The sequence below is a fragment of the Kitasatospora albolonga genome, assembly GCF_039535905.1.
GTDB classification, from domain to species: domain Bacteria; phylum Actinomycetota; class Actinomycetes; order Streptomycetales; family Streptomycetaceae; genus Kitasatospora; species Kitasatospora albolonga.
Map to the genome: position 1 here is coordinate 1 of NZ_BAAAYB010000060.1, position 14,646 is coordinate 14,646.

Annotated in this window: 13 protein-coding genes and 1 pseudogene; 7 read left to right on the forward strand and 7 right to left on the reverse strand. The window is 75.4% G+C overall.

Annotated features, from left to right (window positions below):
- Positions 1–646, forward strand: a 646-nt coding sequence (locus ABD946_RS14145) for a phosphotransferase (RefSeq protein ID WP_345283456.1), incomplete at its 5' end; no start/stop codon positions are given.
- 1 nt (position 647) lies between these two features.
- Here ABD946_RS14145 and ABD946_RS14150 read toward each other — a convergent pair.
- Entirely contained in the window at positions 648–1,301 is a 654-nt protein-coding gene (locus ABD946_RS14150; protein ID WP_345283457.1) for a TetR/AcrR family transcriptional regulator, read from the reverse strand.
- Positions 1,302–1,453: 152 nt separating this feature from the next.
- Here ABD946_RS14150 and ABD946_RS14155 point away from each other — a divergent pair, with 152 nt between their 5' ends.
- From ABD946_RS14155 to ABD946_RS14170, 4 genes and pseudogenes are all read left to right on the forward strand, one after another.
- Positions 1,454–2,602, forward strand: a complete 1,149-nt coding sequence (locus ABD946_RS14155) for an acyl-CoA dehydrogenase family protein (RefSeq protein WP_345283458.1) — start codon at positions 1,454–1,456, stop codon at positions 2,600–2,602.
- Positions 2,603–2,639: 37 nt separating this feature from the next.
- Positions 2,640–3,827, forward strand: a complete 1,188-nt coding sequence (locus ABD946_RS14160; protein ID WP_345283460.1) for an acetyl-CoA C-acyltransferase — start codon at positions 2,640–2,642, stop codon at positions 3,825–3,827.
- A gap of 16 nt (positions 3,828–3,843) precedes the next feature.
- A complete protein-coding gene (fabG, locus tag ABD946_RS14165) occupies positions 3,844–4,602 on the forward strand; it encodes a 3-oxoacyl-ACP reductase FabG (protein ID WP_345283461.1) in 759 nt (252 codons plus the stop codon).
- A gap of 241 nt (positions 4,603–4,843) precedes the next feature.
- Positions 4,844–5,485 (forward strand): annotated as a pseudogene (locus ABD946_RS14170) (dihydrofolate reductase family protein).
- 1,822 nt (positions 5,486–7,307) lie between these two features.
- Here ABD946_RS14170 and ABD946_RS14175 read toward each other — a convergent pair.
- The 4 genes from ABD946_RS14175 to ABD946_RS14190 are packed head-to-tail and all read right to left on the reverse strand — an operon-like array spanning position 7,308 to position 9,179.
- Positions 7,308–7,577 carry a hypothetical protein gene (locus ABD946_RS14175; RefSeq protein WP_345283462.1) on the reverse strand — a complete coding sequence of 90 codons (270 nt, stop codon included), beginning with the start codon at positions 7,575–7,577 and terminating at the stop codon, positions 7,308–7,310.
- Complete coding sequence (locus tag ABD946_RS14180; RefSeq protein ID WP_345283464.1) at positions 7,574–7,867, reverse strand: DUF7336 domain-containing protein; 294 nt, start codon at positions 7,865–7,867, stop codon at positions 7,574–7,576. The genes ABD946_RS14175 and ABD946_RS14180 overlap by 4 nt, the downstream gene beginning before the upstream one ends.
- Positions 7,864–8,655 carry an MBL fold metallo-hydrolase gene (locus ABD946_RS14185; RefSeq protein ID WP_345283465.1) on the reverse strand — a complete coding sequence of 264 codons (792 nt, stop codon included), beginning with the start codon at positions 8,653–8,655 and terminating at the stop codon, positions 7,864–7,866. Before ABD946_RS14185 ends, ABD946_RS14180 begins: the two co-directional genes overlap by 4 nt.
- Positions 8,655–9,179 (reverse strand): GNAT family N-acetyltransferase, encoded by a 525-nt coding sequence (locus ABD946_RS14190; RefSeq protein ID WP_345283466.1) that lies wholly within the window; start codon positions 9,177–9,179, stop codon positions 8,655–8,657. The genes ABD946_RS14185 and ABD946_RS14190 overlap by 1 nt, the downstream gene beginning before the upstream one ends.
- Positions 9,180–9,279: 100 nt before the next feature.
- Here ABD946_RS14190 and ABD946_RS14195 point away from each other — a divergent pair, with 100 nt between their 5' ends.
- Together ABD946_RS14195 and ABD946_RS14200 are read left to right on the forward strand one after the other, a co-directional pair.
- Positions 9,280–9,768 carry a MarR family winged helix-turn-helix transcriptional regulator gene (locus ABD946_RS14195; RefSeq protein WP_345283468.1) on the forward strand — a complete coding sequence of 163 codons (489 nt, stop codon included), beginning with the start codon at positions 9,280–9,282 and terminating at the stop codon, positions 9,766–9,768.
- The gene (locus tag ABD946_RS14200) at positions 9,765–10,220 is read left to right on the forward strand and encodes a MarR family winged helix-turn-helix transcriptional regulator (protein ID WP_345283469.1); all 456 of its coding nucleotides are present in this window, start codon (positions 9,765–9,767) and stop codon (positions 10,218–10,220) included. Before ABD946_RS14195 ends, ABD946_RS14200 begins: the two co-directional genes overlap by 4 nt.
- Before the next feature lie 7 nt (positions 10,221–10,227).
- On the opposite strand, the gene ABD946_RS14205 is transcribed toward ABD946_RS14200, so the two are convergent.
- Positions 10,228–10,428 carry a hypothetical protein gene (locus ABD946_RS14205; RefSeq protein ID WP_345283471.1) on the reverse strand — a complete coding sequence of 67 codons (201 nt, stop codon included), beginning with the start codon at positions 10,426–10,428 and terminating at the stop codon, positions 10,228–10,230.
- 224 nt (positions 10,429–10,652) lie between these two features.
- Positions 10,653–14,516 (reverse strand): LysM peptidoglycan-binding domain-containing protein, encoded by a 3,864-nt coding sequence (locus ABD946_RS14210; protein ID WP_345283473.1) that lies wholly within the window; start codon positions 14,514–14,516, stop codon positions 10,653–10,655.
- Positions 14,517–14,646 lie beyond the last annotated feature (130 nt).

Here is a 14,646-nt window from a genome sequence, read left to right on the forward strand (position 1 = left end):
TGGGCCGCCGAGCCGGGGACGGCTGCTGCTCGCGGACGCCCCCGGGTTGGACTGCTGGGGCCTGCCGGAGGACGGCATGCTGGCGGCGGTGCCCCGGCTGGTCGCGGCCCAGGCCGCCCTCGCCGGCAAGGTCGACGATCTGCCGGACCGCACCCCGCGCGCCCTGGTGGCCGCCTTCGCCGCGCTACTGCCCCGGCTCACCGGCCTGACGCCCGAGGAGCGCGCCGCCGCCGAGCAGCTGCTGTCCGAACTCCCCTTCATTGTCGACGAGTTGTCCGCCTGCGGGCTGCCCGAGACGCTGGTGCACGGTGATTTCCACCCGGGCAACTGGCGGTTCGACGGAGAGCGCACCACCCTCATCGACTTCTCCGACAGCTACCTCGGCCACCCTGCCGTGGACGGGCTGCGCCCGCGCGACTTCCTCTCCGAGGAGCGCTGGAAGACCGTCCGCCGCCTCTGGACCGAGGCCTGGACCACCCACGCCCCGGGCTCCGACCCGGCCCGCGCCCTGGAGCTGGCCGAACCGTTGGTCCACCTCGGCTACGCCGTCCGCTACCAGGAGTTCCTGGACGGCATCGAGGCCACCGAGCGGGTCTACCACGCCGGCGACCCGGAGTCCGAGGTCCGCGCGGCGATCGCCCGCTGACTCAACTCCCCCGCACGGTACGGGCGTAGCGCAGCTCCAGGCCGTCCAGGAGGGCCTCCAGGCCGGTCTCGAAGGCGCCCTCGTCGATCCGGCGGCGGTGCTCGGCCAGCTTGTGCGCCTCGCCGAGGTGGGGGTACTCCTCGCCGTAGAGGGCGGCGTCCTCGGGGAAGCCGCCCGCGAAGGAGCCGAGCGCCGAGCCGGTGATGAAGTACCGCATCAGCGCGCCGATCCGGGTGGCCTGACCGCGCGGCCACCCGGCCTCGACCAGGCAGCCGAAGACGGCGTCGGCCAGCCGCAGCGCGTTCGGCCGCCGTCCGGGGCCCTGGGCCAGCACCGGCACCACGTTGGGGTGGGCGGCCAGTGCCGCCCGGTAGGAGCGGGCCCAGTCGCGCAGCGCCGTGCGCCAGTCGGCGGGGCCGCCGTCGCCGGACGGCCGGAACATCGACAGGTCGACTTCGCCCATCACGCCGTCCACCACCGCGTCCAGCAGTTCGTCCTTGGTGGCGAAGTGGTTGTAGAGCGACGGGCCGCTGACCGAGAGCTCGGTGGCCAGCCGCCGGGTGGAGAGCGCGGACAGCCCCTCGGCGTCGACCAGGGCGAGCGCGGCCGCGACGATCCGCTCGCGGCTGAGCAGGGGGGTGCGCGGGCGGGCCATGGCTGCTTCCTCCGGTCGGGTGGCGGTGGCTCCAGTCTTCCAGGCGGGGTCTTCCCACCCTTGCGGGGCCGGGCTACAGTCGATTAAAACTTGCACCGCTAGTTTTGACCACCGCCCCGACCTCCCGTAGCCGACCGACGCCGAGGACCGCCATGAACCTGGAGCTCTCCGAGGAGCAGGCCGCCGTCCGCGAGCTCGCCGCCGAGTTCACCGACCGCGAGATCGTCCCGCACGCCGCCGGCTGGGACCGCGCCGAGTCGGTCGACCGGGCGGTCATCGGCAAGCTGGGCAAGGTCGGATTCCTCGGCCTGACCATCCCCGAGGAGTACGGCGGCAGCGGCGGAGACCACCTGGCGTACTGCCTGGTGCTGGAGGAGCTCGGCCGGGGCGACTCCTCGGTGCGCGGGATCGTCTCGGTCTCGCTCGGCCTGGTCGCCAAGTCGGTCAGCGGCTTCGGCACCGAGGAGCAGAAGCGCCACTGGCTGCCCCGGCTCTGCTCCGGCGAGGCGCTGGCCTGCTTCGCCCTCACCGAGCCCGGCACCGGGTCCGACGCCGCCAACCTGAGCACCAAGGCGGTCCGGGACGGCGACCACTGGCTGATCAGCGGGGCCAAGACCTTCATCACCAACGGGACCTGGGCCGACGTCGCCCTGGTCTTCGCCCGCACCGGCGAGGCCGGCCACCGGGGCATCACCGCCTTCCTGGTGCCCACCGACACCCCGGGCTTCGAACGCCGGGAGATCCACGGCAAGTTGGGCCTGCGCGGCCAGGCCACCGCCGAGCTGACCTTCGACGCCGTCCGGGTGCCGGACTCGGCCCGGCTCGGCCCCGAGGGCAAGGGCTTCACCGTCGCGATGGCCGCCCTGGCCAAGGGGCCGGATGTCGGTGGCGGCCGGCTGCGTCGGATCGCCCGGGCCTGCATGGACGCCGCCGTCCGCTACGCCACCGAGCGCGAGCAGTTCGGAAAGCCCATCGCCTCCTACCAGTTGGTGCAGGAGATGCTGGCCGACATCTCGGTGGAACTGGAGGCGGCCCGGCTGCTCACCTGGCGGGTGGCCGACCTGATCGACCGGGGTCTGCCGTTCGCCACCGAGTCCTCCACCGCCAAGCTCTTCGCCAGTGAAGCCGCCGTCAAGGCCGCCAACAACGCCCTCCAGGTGTTCGGCGGCTACGGCTTCATCGACGAGTACCCGGTCGGCAAGTACCTGCGCGACGCCCGGGTGATGACCCTCTACGAGGGCACCAGCCAGATCCAGAAGTTGCTCATCGGGCGCGCCCTCACCGGGGTCAACGCCTTCTGAAATCCCCTGCCCCCCTGAGTAGTTGAGGAGCCCCACCGTGCGTCCCGTCTACTTCGCCGCCGCCCGCCGCACCCCGATCGGGCGGCTGCGCGGCGCGCTCTCCACCGTCCGGCCGGACGACCTCTCGGCCCTGGTGCTGCGCGGACTGCTCGACGAGGTACCGCAGTTGGACCCCGCCCGGATCGACGACGTCTACTGGGGCGCCGCCAACCAGGCCGGCGAGGACAACCGCAACAACGCCCGGATGGCCGTCCTGCTGGCCGGCCTGCCCGACACCGTCCCGGGCGCCACCGTCAACCGGCTCTGCGCCTCCGGCATGGAGGCCGTCACCTCCGCCGCCCGGGCCATCGGCTCCGGCGAGGCCGAGGTGGTGCTGGCCGGCGGCTGCGAGTCGATGAGCCGCGCCCCCTTCGTGCTGCCCCGCCCTGACGAGGCCCTCCCGCACAGGATGGAGACCTTCGACACCCGGCTCGGCTGGCGGCTCACCAACCCCCGGATGCGCGAGCTGCACGGCGTGCTGAGCATGGGCGAGACCGCCGAGGAGGTGGCGAGCCGGTTCGGCGTCACCCGCGAGGACCAGGACGCCTTCGCCCTGCGCAGCCACCAGCGGGCCGCCGCCGCCCGCAAGGACGGCCTCTTCGACGCCGAACTGCTGCCGGTGCTGCGCGCCGACGGCGTGACGGTCAGCCAGGACGAGTCGATCCGCGAGGACACCACCCTGGAGCGCCTCGCCGCCCTCAAGCCCGTCTTCCGGGCCGGCGGCACCGTCACCGCGGGCAACGCCTCGCCGATGAACGACGGCGCCTCCGGTCTGATCCTGGTCAGCGAGGAGGCCCTGAACGACCTCGGCCTGGAGCCGCTCGGCCGCTACGTGGCCGGCGCCTCCGCCGGGGTCCACCCCGACGTGATGGGCATCGGCCCCGTCCCCGCCACCCGCAAGGTGCTGGCCCGCACCGGCTGGCGGCTGGAGGACCTCCAGGAGGCCGAGTTCAACGAGGCGTTCGCCGCACAGGCGCTCGCCAGCGTCCGGGAGCTGGGCATCGACCCGGAGCTGGTCAACCCGACCGGCGGGGCCATCGCGCTCGGCCACCCGCTCGGCAGCTCGGGCGCGCGCATCCTCACCACGCTGCTGCACCGGATGCGGCGCACCGGCGGCCGGCGAGGGCTGGCCACCATGTGCGTCGGGGTCGGGCAGGGCAGTGCCGTTCTGGTCGAGAAGGTCTGAGGGAGAGTCAGGGATCATGAGTCGTTTCGCAGGGAAGATCGCCGTCGTCACCGGTGCGGCCCAGGGCATCGGCGCCGCCACCGCCCTCCGGCTGGCCGAGGAGGGCGCGACCGTCGCCGTCCTCGACCTCACCGCCGAGCGGGCCCAGGGCACCGTGGACGCCATCACCGCCAAGGGGGGCACCGCCCGCGCCTACGGCTGCGACGTGGCCGACTACGACGCGGTGGAGCGCGTCTTCGCCACCGTGGTCGAGGAGTTGGGGGCCCTCCACATCCTGGTCAACAACGCCGGGATCACCCGGGACAACCTCTTCTTCAAGATGCCGAAGAGCGACTGGGACGCCGTCCTCACCGTCAACCTGACCAGCGCCTACAACTGCAGCCACGTGGCGCAGGCCTACATGTGCAGGCAGAAGTACGGCAAGATCGTCTCGCTGAGCTCGCGCTCCGCCCTCGGCAACCGCGGCCAGGCCAACTACGCCGCCGCCAAGGCCGGCATCCAGGGCCTCACCGCCACCCTGGCCATCGAGCTCGGCCCCTTCAACGTCAACGTCAACGCCGTCGCCCCCGGCTACATCGCCACCTCCATGACCGCCGCCACCGCCGAACGCGTCGGCGCCACCGCCGAGGAGCACCAGGCCCTGGCCGCCGAGCGCACCCCCCTGCGGCGGGTCGGCCTCCCGGAGGAGGTCGCCTCGGTGGTCGCCTTCCTGGCCAGCGAGGACGCCGCGTACGTCAGCGGCCAGACCCTCTACGTCAACGGCGGCGCCCGGTAGTCGGCGCAGCGCCTCGGGGCCGGAGGCCCCAGGGGCGCGAGGAACTGCGCGCGGGGGAACGGCAGCACCGGCAACTGGCTGACGGCGGTTCAGTTGCAGGTGGGCCGCCTCCCGACCCGCGCAGTTCCTCGCGCCCCCGGGTTGACCACCTAAGTCCTCGCGCACCGGGTTGGCCACCGACATCCTGGCGCCCCGGAGTAGCCTCCCGGCCCCCGGCCGGCCGCAGGCCTATCGTGAGGCCATGGGCCTCATTGAGATCGAGATGTTCGCGACGCTCGACCTGGTCGGGCAGGCGCCCGGCGGGCCGGAGGAGGATCCGGTCGGGTTCCCGTTCGGCGGGTGGCAGGCGCCGCTGCTGGGACGAGGTGACCGGGGCTCAGATCATGGCCGCGTACCGGGACACCGACGCGCTGCTGCTCGGACGGCGGACGTACGACATCTTCGCCGCCTACTGGCCGCACCAGGAGAGCGGCGGCCAGGACGAAGCGATCGCCGCCCTCTTCAACCGCGTCCCGAAGTACGTCGCCTCCGCGGCACGCCGGACCTGCCCTGGGCCGGCTCCGTGCAGCTCGGCCCGGACCTGGCCGCCGCGATCCGCCAGGTCCGGGAACGGCACGAGCACATCAAGGTGGTCGGGAGCCTGGACCTCGTCCAGAGTCTGCTGCGGGAGAGGCTGTTCGACCGGCTCGACCTCTGGGTGCACCCGATCGTCCTCGGCGTCGGCAAGAAGGTCTTCGGCGACGGCACCGTCCCGAGCAACCTCACCCTCCTCGAACCCCCGGCCACCGGCCCGCAGGGCACGGTGCTGCTCCGTTACGGCCTGGCCGAGGGCGTCCCGCGGACCGGTGACATGAGCGCCCCGGACCGCGGGCTGTCCGACTGAGCCGGGGTCAGCCGCGGCCGCGAGCTGCTTCAGGTAGCGTTCGGCGGCTCGGAGCTTGCGGCCCTCCGGGCCCGGGAGGTGGGCGCGGAGCTCGATGATCTCGGGGGCCATCCGGATCGCCTCGGCGCGGTCGGTGACGGCACGCCAGCAGGCCTCGGCGTTGGTGGCGATCTGCTGGGTCTCGGGGTCCTCGGGGCCGCGCTCGCGCAGCAGGACCACGGCGACCTCGCGGTAGAGCTCGGCGGCCTCGGCGGGGCGGCCGGCCAGGCGGGCGATGTGGGCCCGGACCTGGCGGAGCTGGAGGCTCTCGGGGGCGTTCGGGCCGTGCAGGGCGAGGGTGGTGCGCTCCAGGTCGAGGGCCAGCTCGGCGGCGGTCTCGTGCTCGCCCGCCTCGGCGCTCCGGACGATCCGGCCGATCGCCTCCCGGTAGTCCGCGGTGGGGGCGGAGGCGGGAGCGGGGGTAGCGGGAGCGGCGGGGGCGGCCGGCTTGTGGAGGGAGACCACGGGGCGGTCGGCGGCCGGGGCGACCCCGCCCTGGGGGTCCGTCAGCGGGCCGCCCTTGCGCAGCGAGACCGGCGGTCCGACCCGGCGCGGGGTCGGCGGGACGCCCGGCTTGAGGAGGGAGACGCCCTCGCCAGTGAGTTCCTTGGCGAGCAGCACCCGCGGCGCGGCGGCCGGCCGGGCCTTCGGGCTGCGGGTGGGCGGCTTGGGGAGGACCGCCGCCGGGCGCGGCAGGTCCTGGAAGGTGGGGACGGCCTCGCCGATCTGGCGCGAGGTGTTGCGGAAGAAGGGCCGCTCGGTGGGGTGCGAGTGCAGGATGATCGAGTCGTGCCGGACCACCGAGTGGACCTGCTCGCGCAGGTGCTCGGGCGGCAGCAGGGCCGGGCCACCGGGGCGGCCGCGGTGCAGCACCTCGATCAGGGCCCGGGAGAAGGTGCCGATCTGCTCCGGGTCCGGGCTGACCACGGCCCACAGCGGGATGCCGTCGGCCAGCGGGGAGATGGCGCTCTGCACCAGCGGCCAGGCGGCCTGGTCGGCGCTGAGGTCGGCGATCACCAGGGTGGGCAGGTCGCCCCGGTGCTGGAGCTCGGCGGCCAGGGCCTGCCAGGGCAGGCCGTCCTGGCGGACGGTGGCGGGCTTGGAGTCACGGAGCGTCAGGTAGAGGTGCTCGCCCCGGCGGTCGGTGACCAGGTGGCCGCCGAGGTGGATGAGGAGCGGGCCGGGGTGCAGGGCGGCGGCGCGCAGGTGGGCCAGCACGCTCTGCGGGTCGGTGGCGCCGGGGAGGTGGATGGCGTCCACGGATTCGGCGGCGAGCAGGGTCTGCGGGGCGACGGCGGCCAGCATGGTGGAGAGCACCTGGGTCTGGGAGCCCGCGCCGCGGCCCCAGGAGCGACGGCCGGCGGTGCCGTAGCCGCCCTCGATCACCAGGATGCGGCCGCGGGCGCCGTCACCGACCGTCTGCACCACCGGCTTGGGGGCCGTCGCGACCGCGGGCCCACCGGGGCCGGAGTGCCCGGACGTACCGGCAGGGCCGGGCCCCGTGGCCTTCACGGCCGGCATGGTGCCGGTCCAGCCGGTCGAGAAGCCCTCGGCCTGCGCAGCCGCTCCGCCCGGCCAAAGCCCGCCCGCCGTCAGGTCCGCCACCGCAGGTCACCGCCCCCAACCGCCGCCCGCGCGCGACGCAACGCCGTGGTGCCCGCCACCACGTCCTCGCCACCTTACGGTGCCCGCGCCCGGCTCAGCCAGGAGGGACTCCCCGGCCGAACGGGCGCTCGACCGGCCCGGACGCGCCGAGCGCCCCTGACGGTGGGTCAGCGCTCCGTCAGGCTCGGTGGCCACCGGTCCAGCGGTGCTCGTCCAGGACGTACGGGTGGATCTCGAACCCGTCGGGGCTGTCCCGGAATCCGGGCAGCGGGCGGGCCCGCTCGATCCGCCGCTCGGCCGCCTCCCGGGTGCTGTAGAGGCCGAGGGTCTTGTGGTCCTCCTCGGAGTCGGACCAGAACAGCGGCTCGCCGTCCTCGAAGGGGTCGTGCTCCGGCGGGACGAAGTGGTGCCGGTGCACCAGCAGGTAGAGCGTGGGGGCGTCCGTCACGTGTCCTCCCCGGGGCGGTGGTGGTAGGTGAAGTACCCGTCGGTCCAGGTGTCGTGGTCGACGTCGGCGGGGATCACCTCGAAGCAGTCCGGCTCGTCCCGGAAGCCGGGCAGCAGCCTGGCCTGCGCGATCCGCGCCTCGGCGGCCGCCTCGGAGGAGTAGATGCCGAGCAGCCGCCACTCGTCCTCGTCCTGGTGGATCCATCCGTCCGGGTCGCGGTGGATCACCGTGCCGTCGGCCTCCACCGCGAGGTGGCGCAGGTGCCAGAGCTCGTACACCTCCCGGCTCATCGGACCCCGCTGAACGGGTCGGCGAAGTGGGCGGTGGCCAACAGGCCCTCGGCGGCGGCCAGTTCGGCCAGCAGGCGGGTACGGGTGGCGGTGGCGGCGGGCTGGTCCTCGTCGTAGAGGTAGCCGGCGGTGGGGTCGGCGAGCTGGACGGGGTGGAGCACCACATCGCCGGCGACCACCAGCTGCCGCTCCCCCACCGCGAGGCTCTGGTGGCCGGGGGTGTGCCCCGGGGTGGGCAGCACGGTCAGCTCGGGGGTCAGCCGCAGGCCGCCGTCGGCGGCGTCCAGGCAGCCGGCCGCGAGCAGCGGGTCGACCACGGCGGCCAGCATCGGGGAGCCGGTGGCGCGCAGCCAGTCCAACTCCCGCCGCTGGACCAGGTAGCGCGCGTTCGGGAAGGCCGGGGTGGCGCCGTCGGCGGCCAGGCTGCCGCTGGCGTGGTCGCTGTGCAGGTGGGTGAGGACCACCGTGTCCACCTCCTCGGGCCGGGTGCCGACGGCGGCGAGTTCGGCGGTCAGCCGCCCGGGGACGGGTGCCCAGCTCGCGGCCGGGGAGTCCTCGCCGCCCAGGCCGGTGTCGACCAGGACGGTGCGGCCGCCGGGGGTGCGCAGCAGGTAGCTGTGGAAGTGCAGGGTCCAGGGCTCGGCGCGGTCCGCCCGCCGCCAGACCGGGTGGTCGGGGCCGCCGAAGAGTTCGTCCAGCGGGCGGGCGATCTGATGGCCCATCGGGCCGACCGCGTCGCAGAGCGGGACGACCTCGACCCCGGCGCGGACCACCGCCGGGTGCGGCATCAGGGGCGCCACTCGTCGGCGAGCAGGCCGAGGACCAGCTCGTCGTGGAAGCCGCCGTCCACCCAGGCGTTGCGGCGCAGCAGGCCCTCGCGGACGAAGCCGTTGCGCTCGGCGGCGGCGATCATCCCGTGGTTGTCGGCCAGCGTCTCCACCTGGAGCCGCTGGAAGCCCCGGATCCGGAAGCCGTAGTGGCACATCACCCCGACCGCCTCGGCGCCGTAGCCCTTGCCCCGGTGGGCGGGCAGCACGGCGAGGCCGAGGTGGGCGAGCCGGTTGTGCGGGTCGATCCCCCAGACGATGGCCTCGCCGAGCACCTCACCGCTCGCCAGCTCGACCACGGTGAAGGGCGCGTGACCGTCCGAGGACTCCCCCACCGAGAACACCGAGTTGGCCACCGGAGTCGGCTGCCACGGCCGGGTGTCCGCCTTCGACCGGGTGATCACGTCGTTGTACAGCTCTTCGTGCAGCACCGGCACGTCGGACTCAATCCGGGCCCGCAGGCCGATCCGCTCTCCACGCAACATGCTCGGCGTTCTACCGCCCCGGCGGAGCCGGGGGCAAACGGATTAGCCCTCCCCGGCGAAACAGTAGCCATGGACATAGTAGCCATGTACGGTATCCGTCATGAGTTCAGCAGCGCACGAGAAGGCCACCGCCGGATTCCTGGTATGGCGCCTGTCGATGAAGTGGCGCACGGCCGTGGACCGGGCGGTCGCGCCGCTGGGGCTGACGCACGCCCAGTACTCGGTGATGGCCTCCCTGTACGGGATGGACCGGGAGGGCCGGCAGCCGAACCAGCGTCAACTCGCCGACCACACCGGGATGGAGGCGCTCTACGTCTCCAAGCTGGCCCGCGCCCTGGAGGGCGCCGGGCTGCTGGGCCGGACCAGGGATCCGGCCGACCCCCGGGCCTTCCGGCTGACCCTCACCGACCAGGGCCGGGAGGTGACCGGGCGGGCGATCACCGTGGTCCAGGAGCTGCTGGAGCAGCTGCTGGAGCCACTCGGGGGCCGGAGCGGCCCGCGCGCCCGGGAGTTCACCCGCGAGCTGGCCCTGCTGCTGGACGTCCCCCTCGAACCGCAGACCGAGCACGCCGAGAAGGAGCAGTCATGACCGAGACCCTCGCCCCCGCCGCCGACCCCCGCACGCTCGCCCTCGCGCACTACGCCGCCCGCGCCGTCCTGGAGGGCATGCTGGAACGGCACGGCACCACCTTCCAGCAGAACGTCACCCTACGGGTGGCCGTGGTGGCCGGCGGCAGCGTCACCCGGGAGCACCTCACCGCCGAGGTGACCGGCTCGCTGAAGGCCACCCCGTCCGAAGTCGCGTCCGTGATCGACGAGTTGGCCACCGCCGGACTGCTCGCGCCGGACCCGGCGGACGAGGACCTGCTCCACCTCACCCCCGCCGGGCGCACGCTCTACGACACCGCCGCCGCCGAGGGCGCCGCGTACTCCGCCCGGATCTGGGGCGACATCCCGGCCGAAGACCTCGCGGCGGCCGGCCGGGTGCTCACCCTGGTCGCCGCCCGGGCCAACGCCGAGCTGGCCCGGCAGGCGGACTGACGGAGCATCAGCGCCCCCAGGAATCCCAGGGGCCCCACCACTTGGGGGGTGGGGGGTCGGCGGCGGCGGAGGTGGGCTGGTCGGGGTGGAGGCCGAGGCGGCGCAGGGCGTCGGCGCGGATGGAGAACTGCGAGTGGCAGTACACCCGCCCTTCGGGGTCGCGGCACCGCATCAGGTCGATGCGGAAGTCCGCCTCGTCGAAGGGCATCCAGTCGATGCCGCGGTCACGCAGTCAATGCGTGATCCAGTGCCCCACCTTGGCGCCGGTGATCGGCGGTTCGACGGGCATGAGTACCCACTCGCTCGCATGCGTGTCCATGGCCCCATGATGCCGCGCCACGGCTGCCCGCAGGGAACGGTTTTCCGGAGCGCACCGGCCGGAACGGGCTCGGCACCGCCCCCGGGCGGGGGCGGTGCCGAGCGGACGGGGCGTCAGGCGGCGGAGAGCAGGTCGCGGAGCAGGGCCACGGTGTCGGGGTCGAGGTCGCGGCCGGTGCGGCGGCTGAGGGCGTCCAGGCGGTTGACCGCGCGGACCAGCTGGTCGCGGGCGCCGGCCGAGGCGTAGGCGTAGAAGAGGTCGCGGTGCAGGAGTTCGACCTCCGGGGCGACGGCCAGGCCGCGGAAGATGGCGGCCTCGGCGGTGCGGTGGTCGCCGTACTGGAGGCGGCGGGCGGCGAGTTCGTGGGCGGTGTCCACGATCGCGGCCAGCATGTCCTGCCGCTCGGGCTCGGCCCAGCCGTAGCTGTTGCCCGGGGCCTCCGCGAACGGGGCGCCCCGGACCAGGGCGAGGGCGTGGGCCAGGGCGGCGTCGGCGGTGGAGCTGGTGCTGCGCATGCCGCGCCGGTAGAGGCTGCGGAACTCGTCCCAGTCGCAGCTGACGGTCGGGGCGAGGGCGACACCGTCCCCGGTCTCCAGCGGCAGGAAGGCCCGGCCCTCCGCCGACTCGCCCAGCCAGGAGGCGAGTTCGGCCAGTCGGGCGGGGAGCGGGGTGGACTGCTCGGTGGTCGGGTGCGGGTCCAGGTGGGCCGCGCCCGGGTGCAGCGCGTGGTCCAGGGCGGAGAGGTCCGCGCCCGGGCGCAGCGCCAGCAGGGCGGCCAGCTCGGTCAGCCGGGGGCGGCCCTCGGGGTTCACCGGGCCGTTCGCGCCGAGCAGGTCCGGCGGACCGAGCAGGCGGATCCGGGGGGCGGTCCGGACGCTGTGCGCCTCGGGCGAGCGCAGGATGGCCAGCAGGTCGTCGCTGTCGCTGCGCGCTGACCCGGCCGGGGGCACGTAGGAGGCCGGGGGCGGAGTGGGCCGGGCCGGGGCGTGCTCGGCCACCGGCGGGGCGGCCTCATGGGTCGGCGGCGGCTCGTAGGCCGGCACCGGCGGGACGGTCGGCACCGGCGGGACGGGCGCGGCCAGGGGGTACTCGCCGGTGAGGGGCTGGTCGGTCACCCGGGGCAGCGGCTCGGTCTCGGCCCGCGCCTCGGCCTCGCCGAACGGCGCTGCGGAGGACGGGAGTTCGACGGCGGGAGGCGCGACGACCGCGAACGGGTCCGCAGCGGGCAGCGCGGCGGGGAGGGGGGCGGTGAGCGGGTCGACGGCGGCGGGCGGCTCGGGGGCCGCGTACCGGCCGGCGGCCGGGAGCTCGGGGGTGGGAGCGGCGGGCACCGGGGTGACCGGGGCCACCGGAAGGGCGGGGAGCGACGGGAGCGACGGGGGAACCGCCACCGGCGAGCCCGCCGCCGAGGTGCCGTTCTTGCGCAGCGTCAGGCCCGCCCCGTTGAGGGAGTGCCGCGGCGTGGCCGCCGGGCTGGTGCCCGCGAACGGGCTGCTGCCGGTGCCGATCAGACGGGCGATCAGGTCCGGGCCGGCGCCCTCCCCGGGTCCGCCCGGGGAGGGCGCGGAGGCCATGGCCGCGAAGGCGGGGCCGTCCAGCAGCGGGGAGGGCGGAGCCGGGGAGTCGAAGGGGTTGGAGCCGAGGAAGGTCTGCTCGGCGGCCAGCCCGCCCACGGCGGCCAGCACCGGCACCGGGAGTTCGGCCGGCTCCAGCTCCTCGCCGTCGAAGGTCCAGTCGGGGGCCGGGAGTTGGCTGGTGTCGGCGGCGCTGCGGAGCAGGTCGCCGACGTGGCCGTACTGCTCGGGGGCCAGCCGCTGGAGCTCCACGGTCAGGTGCAGGCCGGGGATGGTGGCCAGGCCGGTGCTGGGCAGGGTCCAGCGGGCGACCGGGCCGGTGCCGCGCTCGGGCGCGCGGGTGACGACGGCCAGGCAGGTGCGCGGGGTGCCGTCGAGCAGCCGGCCCAGCTCGGCGGGCAGGTTGCCGCTCGGCGGCTGGGCCGAGAGCACGATCTCGGGCACCCAGGACTCGTCCTCCTGGCCGCGGCTGCGGGCGTCGCGGGGGCTGCTCACCTCGGCGGCGACCAGGGTGGCGCGGGCCCGGGCGGTGCGCGGTCCGAGGGCGGCGAGCGCGGTCTCCAGGCTGTCGTGGCGGTGCACCCGCTCGGCGGCGGCGCCGGTCAGCGGGAGGTCCTCGGCCAGGCCGACCAGGTGGAGGTTGACCCGGTCGGCGAGCGGGCTGTGGGCCAGCTCGACGGCCAGGGTGCGCAGCACGTCGCGGGCGTCGTCCGGGTGGCCGGAGAGGTGCATCAGCCGGACGGTCTCGAGGTCGGCCAGTACCACCGCGCCGTCCGGCCCGGTGCCGAGGGTGACCAGGGCCGGGTACGGGGCGGCGTGCTTGCGGGCCTGGGAGACGGAGAGCAGTTCGTGGGAGTCCTCCGGGCACCACCAGACGTTCGGCGCATGCGCGGCCCGGAACGGGGCGATCGGCGCGGCCGGGGCGGCCAGGTGGAGCTCGACGGTGCGGCCGGAGGTGACCCGGGCCGCGACCAGCGCGGGCAGGCGCTTGCCGCCGCGCACGGTGTTGCGTCCCATGGTGCGCAGGGCACGGTCCAGCAGGGCCAGGCCCTCGTCGTCCTGACGGACCTTCAGCTCGGACTCGAAGGCGAGCGCGGCCGGGGCGGGCAGGGCGATCCGGTGCCGGGGGCGGCGGGTGCGCTGCTGGTCGCCGCGGCGGCGGGCCACCGTGCCGACCAGGACGGCGGCCAGCACCACGCCGACGGCGGAGGCGGCCAGCGCCACCGTGTAGTCGTCGCTGGGCGCGGTGGCCTCGGCGCCCGCCGGGTGCTGGGCGGCCGGGTGCTGGGCTGGCGCGGTCGGGCCCTGGACGGGCGCGCCCGGGGAGGCCGGGACCGTCGGGGCGGGCGTGGCCGGCGCCTGGGTGGCGGGGGCCTGCGGCGCGGGGGTCTGCGCGGCGGGCGGGGTCTCCGGTGCCGGGGCCGTCTCGGGGGCGGGGGCGGGCGCGGGGGCCGCCGGGGCGCCGGGGAGGGCGAGCACCATGCCCGGCACCACCACGTCCGGATCGGTCAGCCGGGTGCCGTCGGGGGCGGTGACGCCCTTGTTGGCCTCGAAGAGCCGGGGCCAGCCCTCGGCGTCGCCCAACTCCCGCTCGGCGATGGCCGAGAGGCTGTCCCCGGCCTTGACGGTGACCGTGGCGTGGCCGGTGGTCAGGGCCGCCGGGGTCTGCGCGGTCCGGTTCTGGGAAGCGGGATCCTGAGAAGCGGGGGCCTGGGCCGCCGGGGCCTGGGCCTGCGGCTTGGCGTCGGAGGGCAGCTTGAGCTTCCAGCCGGGGTGGATGGCCCGGTCGGCGTCGAAGCGCCGTCCGTCCTCGTCCATCACCTGACCGTCGTTCAGCTTGGCGATCTCGGTCCAGCGTTCGCCGGAGCCGAGCTGGCTCTCGGCGATCGACCAGAGGCTGTCCGCCGGGCTGGTGTCGCGCACCGTGTAGGTGGGGTGCTGGTCGGCGGCGGGGGTCAGCGCCGGGGCCGCCGGGGCGGCGGGCAGCGCGGCGTACTGGGCGGAGGCGGTGACCTGGGCGGGGGCCGCGGCGGGCCCGAGCTCCGGGACGGCCGCGAAGGCGGAGCCGGCCACCGGCAGCAGGGCGATCACCGAGCCGACCAGGCCGGCGGCCAGCCGCTGGCTCCAGCCGAAGGCGGGGAGACGGCGGGCCACCCGGCCGCGCAGTTGGGCCGGGATCTCCAGCAGCACCGAGAGCGCGAAGCAGAGCCAGCCGATCCAGCCGATCGCGACCAGGACCCAGAGGAAGATCCGGCCGTCGTCGGGGCTGGTCAGCAGGTCGGTCAGGCCGGAGGTGCTCTGACCGCCCATCGCGGCCACCGCGAGGGTGCCGTAGCCGAGCAGCATCGGCACCCCGGCCAGCAGCACGGCCAGCAGCACCAGGGCGCCGAGCGCGGTGAACACCGAGCCGACGGTCCTGCGCCGTCGCCGCGGCCGCAACGGCACCGGCCGCCGTGCGGCCGGCACGCCCGGGCCCGGCTCGACCCGCGAGCCCGTCCGGCCGCCGGTCCTGTCCCTTGGTCCCTCGCGCCGC

What these genes read in the sequence shown, in the direction of transcription:
- ABD946_RS14150 (WP_345283457.1), bottom strand. Translation starts at nt 1,301, where the DNA reads ATGGCCCGCCCGCGCACCCCCCTGCTCAGCCGCGAGCGGATCGTCGCG.
- ABD946_RS14155 (WP_345283458.1), top strand. Translation starts at nt 1,454, where the DNA reads ATGAACCTGGAGCTCTCCGAGGAGCAGGCCGCCGTCCGCGAGCTCGCC.
- fabG (WP_345283461.1), top strand. Translation starts at nt 3,844, where the DNA reads ATGAGTCGTTTCGCAGGGAAGATCGCCGTCGTCACCGGTGCGGCCCAG.
- ABD946_RS14180 (WP_345283464.1), bottom strand. Translation starts at nt 7,867, where the DNA reads ATGAGCCGGGAGGTGTACGAGCTCTGGCACCTGCGCCACCTCGCGGTG.
- ABD946_RS14185 (WP_345283465.1), bottom strand. Translation starts at nt 8,655, where the DNA reads ATGCCGCACCCGGCGGTGGTCCGCGCCGGGGTCGAGGTCGTCCCGCTC.
- ABD946_RS14190 (WP_345283466.1), bottom strand. Translation starts at nt 9,179, where the DNA reads ATGTTGCGTGGAGAGCGGATCGGCCTGCGGGCCCGGATTGAGTCCGAC.
- ABD946_RS14195 (WP_345283468.1), top strand. Translation starts at nt 9,280, where the DNA reads ATGAGTTCAGCAGCGCACGAGAAGGCCACCGCCGGATTCCTGGTATGG.
- ABD946_RS14200 (WP_345283469.1), top strand. Translation starts at nt 9,765, where the DNA reads ATGACCGAGACCCTCGCCCCCGCCGCCGACCCCCGCACGCTCGCCCTC.
- ABD946_RS14205 (WP_345283471.1), bottom strand. Translation starts at nt 10,428, where the DNA reads ATGCCCTTCGACGAGGCGGACTTCCGCATCGACCTGATGCGGTGCCGC.